This is a genomic window from Hymenobacter algoricola, assembly GCF_039539525.1.
In the GTDB taxonomy this organism is placed as follows: domain Bacteria; phylum Bacteroidota; class Bacteroidia; order Cytophagales; family Hymenobacteraceae; genus Hymenobacter; species Hymenobacter algoricola.
This window is the reverse complement of record NZ_BAABDH010000030.1, coordinates 1-11,318: the sequence shown is the minus strand read 5'-3', so window position 1 is coordinate 11,318 and position 11,318 is coordinate 1. Positions and strand designations below refer to the sequence as shown.

Annotated in this window: 7 protein-coding genes; 3 read left to right on the top strand and 4 right to left on the bottom strand. The window is 53.8% G+C overall.

Translation table 11 applies throughout. From position 1 onward, the window contains the following. Positions 1–133: 133 nt before the first annotated feature. Complete coding sequence (locus ABD842_RS08425; RefSeq protein WP_345112535.1) at positions 134–475, top strand: DUF4113 domain-containing protein; 342 nt, start codon at positions 134–136, stop codon at positions 473–475. A 1,324-nt stretch (positions 476–1,799) separates the two neighbouring features. Here the strand turns inward: ABD842_RS08425 and ABD842_RS08420 are convergent. The 3 genes from ABD842_RS08420 to ABD842_RS08410 all read right to left on the bottom strand — a co-directional run bounded on the left by ABD842_RS08420 (position 1,800) and on the right by ABD842_RS08410 (position 4,429). Continuing rightward, a complete protein-coding gene (locus ABD842_RS08420) occupies positions 1,800–2,981 on the bottom strand; it encodes a replication initiation protein (protein WP_345112534.1) in 1,182 nt (393 codons plus the stop codon). A 312-nt stretch (positions 2,982–3,293) separates the two neighbouring features. Then, entirely contained in the window at positions 3,294–3,668 is a 375-nt protein-coding gene (locus tag ABD842_RS08415) for a hypothetical protein (RefSeq protein WP_345112532.1), read from the bottom strand. Beyond that, entirely contained in the window at positions 3,665–4,429 is a 765-nt protein-coding gene (locus ABD842_RS08410) for a ParA family protein (RefSeq protein WP_345112530.1), read from the bottom strand. Before ABD842_RS08410 ends, ABD842_RS08415 begins: the two co-directional genes overlap by 4 nt. A 1,650-nt stretch (positions 4,430–6,079) precedes the next feature. Here ABD842_RS08410 and ABD842_RS08405 point away from each other — a divergent pair. Then, complete coding sequence (locus tag ABD842_RS08405; RefSeq protein ID WP_345112528.1) at positions 6,080–7,252, top strand: replication initiation protein; 1,173 nt, start codon at positions 6,080–6,082, stop codon at positions 7,250–7,252. A 146-nt stretch (positions 7,253–7,398) separates the two neighbouring features. Further along, positions 7,399–8,610 (top strand): DEAD/DEAH box helicase, encoded by a 1,212-nt coding sequence (locus ABD842_RS08400; protein WP_345112526.1) that lies wholly within the window; start codon positions 7,399–7,401, stop codon positions 8,608–8,610. A 245-nt stretch (positions 8,611–8,855) separates the two neighbouring features. Here the strand turns inward: ABD842_RS08400 and ABD842_RS08395 are convergent, their stop codons facing one another. Then, positions 8,856–10,718, bottom strand: a complete 1,863-nt coding sequence (locus ABD842_RS08395; RefSeq protein WP_345112525.1) for a DUF4209 domain-containing protein — start codon at positions 10,716–10,718, stop codon at positions 8,856–8,858. Between the last annotated feature and the right edge of the window lie 600 nt (positions 10,719–11,318).

Sequence of the window (11,318 nt, the reverse complement as noted above, 5' to 3'; positions counted from 1 at the left end):
ATGTGAATTTCGCTTCAACCATCGCTACGAAAACGTGTATAAAGTCTTGCTCAAAGAACTTCGCCAACGGCCCCTCTAAGCTCGATTTGCTTCCTAAGCCCCTTGTTTAATAACACCCTAAGAAGGCCTACCTGTGGCCACCAGCGATACGGTGGAGCTGGTGCGCATAGCTCGGGTGGCACTAAAGCGCTTGTGGCAGCCCGGGCAACGCTACACCAAAGCGGGCGTGATCCTGGAGGGCCTAGAACCTGCAGGGCAGGCGCAGCTCTCGCTCTTTGAGCCGGGGCTAGTGTCAGAGAAGCGAGCCAAGCTGATGGCCGAGCTGGACCGCTTGAACCGCCGCTTTGGTAAAGGCACCGTGCAGCTGGCCGCGCTACTGCTTGCTCCGGGGCAGCAAGCTCCCTGGCTGGGACAAGCGCAATGGCGCACGCCGCAGTATACCACCCGGCTGGAGGATTTGCTCCTCGTGGGCTAAGCTATTTTGCCAGCTGTAGATCTACCGACCCGGCAGTCGACCTCTGCGGCAGGTGAGAGACCGGCTCTTATTAGACTCGGGCACGAGTAGCAAGGGAGCTACGCCTGCCTTAGCTTCTATCAGGGCCCCTGAACGCTTCTGGCGCCAAAGGGGCAAACAATGCCGCATCAAATGCACGCTCCGCAGCTGTGGTAGAAAGGGTCTGTTCTGGCTGTGACAGGGCCCCAAGGTCCAGCACAAGTTCGCCAGCTGCCCCCGCTGAAGGGAGTGCTACCGTTGGTCTTCTATCGTGGGCTGGCTTGTCAGCTAGCTGCACAAGTTGCTGCTCGTTTCGGATGTGGTGATACGTACCGGGTCGTTCTTCCCATACCAGCAGCTGCTGGCCCTCGTTGTGGTAGAGTATGTGGCCATGGTAGCGCACGCGGACGGCCGACACTGTACTGGTCCCCAACGGGAGCATGACCACGGGGGTAGTGGCCAATTGCAACTCTTCGGGCAGATAGGAGAGCACACTGACCGGCTGCGGTAAGACTTTGGCTGCCTGCAGCTCCTGGCGCAGCTGGTGCATTGCCGCCCGCACTAAGTCTAGGTCGGAGCCCCCTTGGGTCACTTGCTGTAGCAGGTGTGTGCCTCCCTGCACGGCAGCCGCACCCAGGGCAGAGCTTAAGGTGAGCAGGCCGATATTCTGAGCTGACACAGCGAGCGTAGTAGCTTCTGCTCCCCCATTGGAGGCCGCCCGCCCAGACACGCCCTTACGCGCTCTACAGGCCAAGGTATTGCAGGAAGAGGAGCAATACATCCGGCTTTTATGGTTGGCCTCAAACTTGGTGGCGCAATGCGCGCATTTGAGTTTTTGCATTGGACGTTTCTGGTAGGCCATCGCACACAACTAGCAAAAGGATGATTTTCAATCAAACGTAATCAAAGTTGATTGAAAATCATCCTTTTTCCCTTGCAACCCTCCCACTATCTAGCGGATCTGGGCACTTCTGGTGGCTATTAGCATCTTGTTTTAGCCCACTTTTGGTTAAAGGCAGGGCGCAAAATCTTGTTTTTGACCCTAGCACCTTCATTGCAGAGTCAATTGACACGCTTTTTAGTAGATAATGGTGCCCTTAAAAGGGCAAAAATGGCCTGTTTTCGATATAAAAGGCTACAAGCAACAACTGTTTATAAGGCCCTAGCAAAGCAATTGGGGTGGCAGTTAGTATTCGACTCTTGCAACGCTTTAGAGTAACCTCATACAAGTGGGCATCTTTAACCGAGCTATCACGAGCCTTTCGTCAAGTCATAATCACGAAGGCTCGCTGTGGGCCAAGCGACCTTAGCTCACCTTTACTAGCCAGTCCTCGCCTCCGCGTTGTTCAATTACAAACCCATCTTTCAGATAAACTTGCTGTAGATGCTCCTCAAAAGTTGCTGCTGGTTTAAGATGTTGAGCGTAGGGACCTGGATTCTCATACATGGTGCGAACCTCACTCAGTTTAAAGACGACTGACTGCTGTTGATTAGTTAGAGGAGCAATCGCTTTCTTGAGAGTAGACTTAGGCTTCTTAGCCAGCTGGTAATCTTCCAACAAGTATTTCTCTACCAAAGCTTTATAAATAGCTCCAGCTGGTTTCTTGATTTTACCTTTGCGGAATTGTGCCTCCACGATGCGGACTACAAAGGCAATATAGCCCACATCATATTCCTCATTTTCCAATTGGCGAGCAATGGCTGTGATGCTACGTTGGCTAACGCCCACTTGAGCTAATGCTTCAGCCCATTCCAATGCTCCTGGCAACGTCTTTTTTGTAGCAGATGCGGCCAGTTGCTGGAAGAGAAACTTGATTCTAGCTACCGTTTTGCCTTCTCGTTCCAGCTCATATGTGAAAGGAATGTCCGTTTCTCCTATCTCACTTTGGGCCTTGTCTAGTACTCGAGCCTTAAAATTTGAAAATCGAGGATACTCGTGCTCTTCTATACCTAAGACAAACCGCAGATCCTCTACGCTTATAGTTCGGCGCCCAAAGCCAGCGTATTCTTTCAGTAACCAATAGATGCGTAGTGATTGGGGGCTTTTGAGCTTAAGCACCTGTTGCATATCTGCAATGGTGAAATTGCCACTCTCCCGCAGCTGTAGCAGGTAGGGCATAATCTTCGGGTTAAAACTGGCTGATACGCCTCCCAAATCAGCTCTGTAGCCCGCTTCAGCCATAAGCGGAATATAAGTGTAGCTCGGCTTACGACGACGTTTCCTAGTGTTCTCTTCAAGCTCTTCAATGTAAAGCGTGAATGAGGCTAGACCTTTGCACATCTCATCTACTTGCTCGTAGGCCGACCCCCCTCGACGATCGAAAACCAGTTCTTCTAAGGGGATGAAATGCTCTTTAAAGTCGACATCCTCAAAGTCGATACGTGACAGTAGAGCTACAAATAGCCGCATCTGTAAGGGTACGAAACTGAATCGAGCATTAATTAAGGCGTTATGCTGGGCAACTCGCTTCTCTGGAATGGCATCCATAAGTGTCAACGTCTTTTTTGTAGCAGATGGAGCTGTGAAACGTCTTTTCTGTAGTCGAATCACGTCTTTTTTGTAGCAGAGCAACGTCTCTTTTGTAGCAGCAAACGTCTCTTTTGTAGCAGATGGTCTCTGCTACTCTCTATGAATCAGCATGATACGGCGCCTGTAATACTCTTATAATGTTAGTAATAAAAAAAAAGACTAGTGGAGTTTTTTTTAACGTCTCTTTTGTAGCAGATAGGCAGGTCTCAAGAGTCTAAAAAAGTCCATTTCCGCTTCAAAAACAGCGATTTTTGTGCTTTTATATACCTGTTAAGGCTTCAATTTCTTGTTCTTCTGCAGAAGCTTTTGATACTGCTCGTCTGGTAGGCTTCGATTAGCGCTTTCCAACTTGTCCAACAGTTCAGTTACTACCTTCTCAATTTGTTGCCGTACGACAAAGCCAGGCTCCCAATATTCGGCCTGCTTAAGGCGTAGATAGGTATTACGCCGTAAATAGGTGCTGAACTGTACCCACTCATCTCCTACTGCTTTAGCAGGAACAGAACTGCTCACTACGGGTACTTGAGCTATATTGGTAGTAGCTCTAGCTTCAGCAGGTAGCTCATCCATACCATAGAGCGAACTAGTATCAAGAACAGGACGAGCTGTTTTCGCAGTGAAATTGCGTTTGGGAGCAGTACTCATAACCGGGCTAGTATTTCGTCAGTGAGGGAAATGTAATCGAGTGCTCCATTGCTATCAGGAGCGTATGCTAGAATAGCTTCGTGCATCGCTTGTGCTTCACCCAGTTTAGTATTCTGCCGGATACTTACATCCATTACTAACGGGGCAAGCTGTTCATCCTGATTGATTAGGTCAACATATTGATGATGCATTGAAGAGCGGTAGGTAGGCGAATATTTCGTGAAGAAGATCCCTCCTACTTTAAGCTTTTGATTGTAGTGCTTCCGGACTCGTACACAAGCTTGCAGCAGCGTGGTCAGCCCGTTATAGCCGAAATACTCTGGCTGCATCGGAATAAAGACAGCATCTGCTGCTATTAAGGCTGAGTAGGTAATTCCTCCCAATGACGGCGGTGTATCAATGAGGCAGTAATCAAACTTGTCCTCAATTGTCTCGAGCCCCTCACGCAATACGAACTCTAAACCTGAACTGCCCGCCATGAGCTTTTCTACCATTTGGAGACGAGGGGAAGCAGCAACCAGTTGCAACCTCTCCCCGACTTCTTCCATAAGTTCGGTGAGTAGGATTTTGCCATCGCTTTCCAGTAACTCTCCCAAGTGTCTGGTGCCTTGGCGGTCAAAGGACATTGAGAGGTTGGTTTGTGAATCACTGTCAATTAGCAACACTCTCGATCCTCTACTGGCCAATACTTGGCCTACGTTCAAGGTAGATGTGGTTTTGCCCACCCCTCCCTTATGATTAGCAAAGCATATTGTTCTCATCTGTTGTTCCAGATTGTTTTAAGGCAATAGTACACATTACATTCAATACATGCTATGCATTTAACGATTTTCTTACACACAGAGCACTTATTACACACTGTACATACATGATATGTATAGTGTGTAATAAGTGCTCTGGGAAATCAATAGAGAGAGGAGGGACATTCGATTTACGCATTCCTAGGTCTTAGGCTATCATAAGTGGACTTCTCGGACGACTTTGGGGTGAACCGGGGTAGGGGAGGGGCCCGGCGTGGCCCGTTTGGCCACTTGTCGCTTCCGGCAAGCCACGTCCCGGGCCAGCGCCTCGTCCACGGCGGCCCGTTCCTGCGCCGTCCGGCTGCGGGGGGCGGGGGCAGGAGCAGGGCTCCCCGACCGGCCCCAGGGCCAACGCGAACGGTACGCCCGCAGTGGCCAGCTTGGCCTGCAGGGCCTCGAACTGGTGCCGTAGCCACTCGTTTTTCCCTTCCAGCCAGGCGAAGCGCTCCTCAGGGCGGACAAGCGAAAAGCGGTGCCGAGGCGTTTGCGAACGGCTTTGCAGGAGTAAATGGGGCGCGAATCCTTGATCCGCGCCCAGTCGTTCGACCGTACCGAGGCATTACCCACCGCTTTTCCATCCACGCCAGGCGCTGGGCCGTTGCGCGCGTGGCAGGGGCGGTGCCATTGACCACCTCGCCAACGACGCGTGAACGGCCCCTCGTACGCCCGCCATTACCGGACATCCACTTGACCGTTGGCGCCCCTACCTGCAACAAGAACTTCATTTCCGTTACCCAGGCAATATGGGGAACCGCCGAGCCCCTGCCAGCGGACTCCTTTTGTTACGCGGGCAGTATAGGGAAGGAAATGCGGCCCGCTGGGGCGGCTAGAAACGGCCCGCCCCAGCGGAAGCAGATGCGGCTTTTGGAGGCAATTCTTTCAAGCTGGAGGTGAATGCCTCGTGCTCCGACCGGCGACCCAAAGCGGGCCTTCCGCCCCCTTGCATTTAGTACTTTTCCATGATTTTGGGCGAAAAATTAATCGTCTCACTGTCAATTATTTACAAAGTTCGCGCCGTCTAAAACGTGTCACCAAAAATGTAGTCGATACTGGCACTATTCCGGGCGCTCGTTCCCGACCGGAGATGAGCGCCCGGAGCAGAGTCTGCCCGGGGCAGGCTTGCCCGCAAAGGCCACCAAAACCGTAGTCCATGGACACCAAAACGGTAGTCGAACAAGAAGTATAAGTGTTAACAATTGCCTATAAATCAGCATTTTAAAGCCTGTGCTCTCCAGACAGCGGGGTGCGCGCCTGGTGGTCTTACTACTTCCTGCGTCCGCTCTTCCTGTTTGCCCTTTCAACCCAAAAAAAAAACGACAAGAAACTAGCTGTTTAAGATGATTATTACTTTTTTAAAAGTAGTTTACGGACTGCATAACTAGTTGAAATTCATGTATTTATAATGGCAATCGACTACCGGTTTGGTGCTCGATGCCTACCGAATTGGTGTCCATTGACTACCGGATTGGTGTCTATCGACTACTGTTTTGGTGGGAAACACTCCCGTTACGACTACCCAATTGGTGGCAATCGACTCGAGCTCAAAATAATTGTAGTCGATGCGGCTTTTGCTCGTACCTTTGACGGGTCTCCACTCTCGCTCTCTTTCCAATGACCGCTCCCGCTTCCGACGCTCGAACGCGACACCCCCTGGTCGTGCAGCACAACGCGCTAGTCAACGGCCGCTTTGACTTGAACACGACCGAGACGCGCCTGTTTCTGGCGATGCTCGCCCAGATCCAGCGCGACGATACGTCGTTTGGCAAGTGCGAGCTCCGCGTGCAGGAGCTCTTGGACTCGACCTCCAGTCAGAATTACGGGCACATCCGTAAAGTCCTTGAAACCTTTGCCAGCCGCTTAGTCACCCTCGAGACGCTGGGCCCCGATGGCCAGCGCATCCTGACGCAGCGCACTTATTCGGCCATTCCCTTATTGGCCCGGGCGGATTACGTGGAAGGCGAAGGCCTGCTGGTGCTGCGCTTCAACGACGAGCTACAGGATTATTTGCTGCAGCTCCACAGCCACTTCACCAAGGCGCAACTCGTGGAGCTCATGAAGCTCAAGAGCGCGGTGTCCTCCCGCATTTACTGGCTGCTGCGCGAGTACGCCACCTTCGGCAAACGAACCATCGCCCTGGAGGAGTTGAAGGCCATTTTGGGTCTCTCGCAAGGGTACGACCGCTTTAACAACTTCCGGGCGCGGGTGCTGGAACGGGCGAAAGCCGAATTGGCGCACACGGACCTGCCCTTCACCTACGTCACCCGGAGCAAAGGGCGGACGGTCACCCACATCGAGTTTCATTTCAAGCCCGTGGGGCCGGCCAGCCCGCCCCCTTCCTTGCCCGGTGCGCCGGTGGCGGAGTGGGAGGCCGCCGTGCGAGCCGCGGGGGTCTCGGCCAGGAGCATCCCCCACATCCAGGAACAAGTAGCGGTCGGTACCTACGACGCCGGCTATATCAGCTACGTCCTCAACACGGTAAAAGCGCAGGTAACCGCCGGCAAAGTAAAGAACGAAGGGGGTGCCGTGTTCAAAGCGCTCACGGCGGGTTACCTGCTGGAAGACTACGAAAAAGCGCAGCAAGCGGCTCGGACGAAGCGCACCACTAATCCGGCCACCGAGCGCCAACGCCGGAAGTTAACCAGCGAGCTGGAGGATACCCGAAATAGCTTAGCGTTTGTGCAGACCGCGGATTGCTACGACGAGGAGACTCGGCCCGGCCAAGTCGCGGTCATCGTAGCCAAGCTGGCGGATCTTGAAGCGCAACTCCGCCAGCTGTCGCCCTGACCCATTGGTACACCTCCTTTATCGGAAGCGTGGCTCGTACGGGCACCCGGTTCGGTGCCGGTCAGTGCTGGTCAACCCTGGCCCGCGCCAGGCCACTCCCTAGCTCCTACCGGTCGCCTCATGGCGGCGCTAACTGCCCACTGCTCATGCTTGCCTCTTCCGTGCCCGCCACCCCTGCCAACCCCGCCGCTGCGCCCACCGCCGCGGCTCGTAAACAGGCCTTGCAGGACCAGGTGCTGGCCCAGCTCCGCGGCCAGCGGCTGGCCGGCGTGGCCCTGACCATGGGTCTGGGCAAGACCCTGGTGGGCCTGCGCGACATGGCCCGCCAGCCCGCGGGCCAGCCCCTGCTGGTGGCGGCACCCACCCGGACCATCCTGGACGCCTGGCCCCAGGAAGCCCGCAAGTTCGGCCTCGCGCACCTGCTCGACCGGGTCACGTTCACCACCTACCGCTCCCTGGGCAAGGCCCTCGCCGCCGGAGCCTTCCACAAGCTCTACCTCGACGAGTGCCACGCCCTGACGGCCGCCCACGCGCCGGGCCTGCAGGCGCACGTGGCGCGCCACGGCCACATCCTGGGGTTGACCGGCACGCCCCCCGCGCAAGCGGGCAGCGAAAAGGGCCGCCTCGTGGCCGCCTACTACCCCATCGTCGTGGACTACACGACCGACGAGGCCGTGCTGGCGGGCCTGCTCAACGACTACCGCTTGGTGGTGCACCGCCTGCCCCTGCGCGCCGTGCGCGACTTCACGTATACCACCCAGGCGGGCCAGACCTACACCACCAGTGAGCGCGAAAGCTACCAGTACTGGACGGGCCGGCTAGCGCGCGCCGAGGCCGACGGTCCCGAGCCGCTGCCTGTGGAGACGCTGCGCATCCTGCGCATGCGGGCCCTGATGGCCTACCCCACCAAGGGCCACTATATGCACTACCTGGCCCGCCAGCAAACCGAAAAGGTGCTGCTCTTCACCTGTACCCAGCAGCAGGCCGAGCAGCAAAGTCCGCACACCTACCACGCCGGCAACCCGGACAGCGCGCGGAACCTGGCCCTGTTCAACGCCGGCCAGATTCCGTGCCTGGCCTGCGTGCAGCAGCTCTCGGAGGGCGTGAGCCTGCTCGATCTGCGGGTGGGCATCATCTGGCACGCCTTCGGCAACGAGCGCAAGGCCGCCCAGCGCATCGGCCGACTGCTGCGCCTCAACCCGGAGGAGATGGCCACGGTGCATGTGCTGGCGTACCAGGACACGGTCGACGACCACTGGGTGGCGCAGGCCTTGGCCGCGTTCGACCCGACCAAAATCAGTTACGTCGAGGCCGCCAGCGAAGGACTGGAGGCCCTGGGGTTGCCCGTAATCGGGTAAAGCAAGTTTGTTATTCGGACCGCTTCTTGGAATGACCGTTCGAAATTCTGCCCTTTGCTGAACGGTTTTGCGCACCACTTGGAAGGCCCGAAAAACGCGGTCTTTCAAGGTCTTTTTGTAGCTGCTATGCTGAACACGCTGCATCTTGAGCTACTTGAACGCTCTCCTTAAGCCGAAAATAAATCAAAGAGGGAGGTAATTCAATTTCAATCGAATAGCCAACGATAGACTTAGACGGGATACTACTAAATCTCTCCTTCAGTGGCTGTGGGCACAACGTCGCTTAGACGGAAGCTAACAAGCCGCAACAACGCGCAAAAAACAAGTATTGCGCTTCCAAATGAGTACCGGTCAGCTTGTTTATAGTAGCCGTGGGCAATGTTATTGCGAACATTCTGGCCGAACGAGGTGAATATGTAGCGAAAGAATTGCGCGTCGCTTCCAGTGAACAGCGCTGTCTTTTCAAGTGCGTTCAACAGTTCATCGAAGAATACCTCTTGCATACCAGCCTTACTACCTGTAGCTACAGTAGCATTACCAGTGAGCTGTAGAAGTTCACGCATCAAGGCTTCTACCTTGGGCACCAGCGAATCCAAGCAGAGCACCAACGAGACCTGACTCTTCCCTGCTAAAGCGTGTTCCAGATATCTAAAAAACTCGCCAGCGGCGGGCAGAATCAGAGGCTCCCAAGAGTACGTAAACTCTTTGCCCTCGTAATCATGGGCTCGAATTGACTGACTTATCCAACTGCGTTGCTGAATAAATTCTTGAAACGTGTTGAAGGTGAGTTTGCCAGCTTTCGTTCCTTCGACAACGAGGGATGCCAGGTAGTGAAGTCGCAAGGTAAGAGCTACTTTATAAGGCATTTGCAGCTTGGAGACCGGTATTTCACCCTCCTTTTTTTGAGTCTGGAAGTTTTTATTAATATCCAGGTTCAGCACCGACACAAAATCCATAAAGGAATGCGGTGCCTCAGCAGCACTTTGCTTGATGGCCTCAAAATCAGGAATAGCATCGGGTGCGGAACCTAGCCAACTAAAAACATCGGCTGGTTCCAAAGTTAGCAGCAACGCGGTTTGTTGCTTTATGTCCTCATTAATCAAGCGGTTTTGTTCATCGTCTGCTTCAGTACTGACCAAGCCAAGGCGCAATTTGCCTTTCAGGCTTTGCGCTTTTTGGAGAGCCGCCTGCGCCGCCGCGTCGTTGCCAGCTAGTTGATAGGCGCGGGCGGCATCAGTGTAGAATTTCATAGAAATCAAGCTGGAATCGTCTGATAGCCTGGCTTCTGCCTGCTGCTCGTTAGCTAAACCCTGGCGATGATGCCACTCGCGCACATCACCGCCACTCGCTTGCGCAGTCTTCACAGCGAGTTCTGCGAGCATGAGGCCGGTGTAGGCATCACCCTTCGCTAGGTCCCCATCGAATTGAATACGGGTTGCTGCTAAAATTTCCGGTGTGTTGGCACGAAACAACTTGCCGTGCTCGTTGATAAGGCCCAGTAGCACCAAGTGGCTATGCGCCTCCATTGGGATGCTGCCGGTATAGCGGTCTAGCACTGCCGCCTGGACGGCATCAGTCTGGTGCTTGTATTTGAGTTCGGCCGCTAGTGCACAGATTTGTCGAATGATATCGTAGCAATCTCGCCGGCCAACCTTGCTGCCCGTGCAGTCGGCTTGCGCCAACGCAAGTAGCAGGCTATCCAATGCCGTTTTCAGGTAGTCGTGCCGCTTATAAGGGGCGGGGGCATTCCAGAGTGCGAGCGCGTACCGGGCCTTCAGAAAAAGATTATCCGTCTGTTGCAAGCGCTGGACGTAGTAATCAAACGGTGCTTCCGGTAAGTCCTGGGGCAACAGCGAGCCCCCAACTTGCCCATCAGGTTGTGTTACCTCAAATAGTCGACGCATCGTGGTAGCGCTGAACCATGCTTCTAGGGCTACGGATTCAGCTTGAAGTAGTGACTTTACTTCGTCGGGGCCGGTGGCCACTCGGAGGATGCTGCTAAAATCACGGTCGTACATGCCATTCCAATGTTGGCAGTGCTTATCCACATACTGGGCAAGCTCGATAGGAGTATTGAAAGTGAGCGGGGTGGATTGACTGTCTTCCATAAGTAGTGGGCAGCGAAATTATGTCAGTTAAGTTAGTAGCTCGTGCCAAAACTGATAGCGTTTTAGGCAAACCTGCCCGCGTTAAGCGTACCCTTGTTGAATAGCCTATTCGAAATTCTGCGGATTAATACACAGGGAAAGCTTCCACTATCTTAGATTCAGCGGCAATGAAAGAGCCACTTGTTTCCAATGCCTTGGCGTCAGCACATATCTTTTTCAATCTTGTGACCTTGTTGCTAGCCGCTGTAGAAGAAAAATTATATGAATTCAAGTTGCTGACGAACATATAGATGTAATCCCATAGGCTGTTGCAAGAGTAATAGAACTGATTCACTATCAATTGCTCCAGCTCGTACGAAGAGTACGGATAATCATTTTTTGCATTCCAATATTTCATCAACCTTATCATTGGCCGAATAAGACTCTTTTCAACGGTGTTTTTACTGGCAACCTGGCTGTTAAAAGCGTTAGGGTGGGTAGTTAGCCACTTTGAGTTGTAAGCTCCCCCTTAAAGTGAGCCAGTCAAAAGTAGAGGTCAGGCAGCTTGGCGAAACTCGATGGGGGTTAAGAAGTTGAGGGCCTCATGGGGCCGCAGATGAT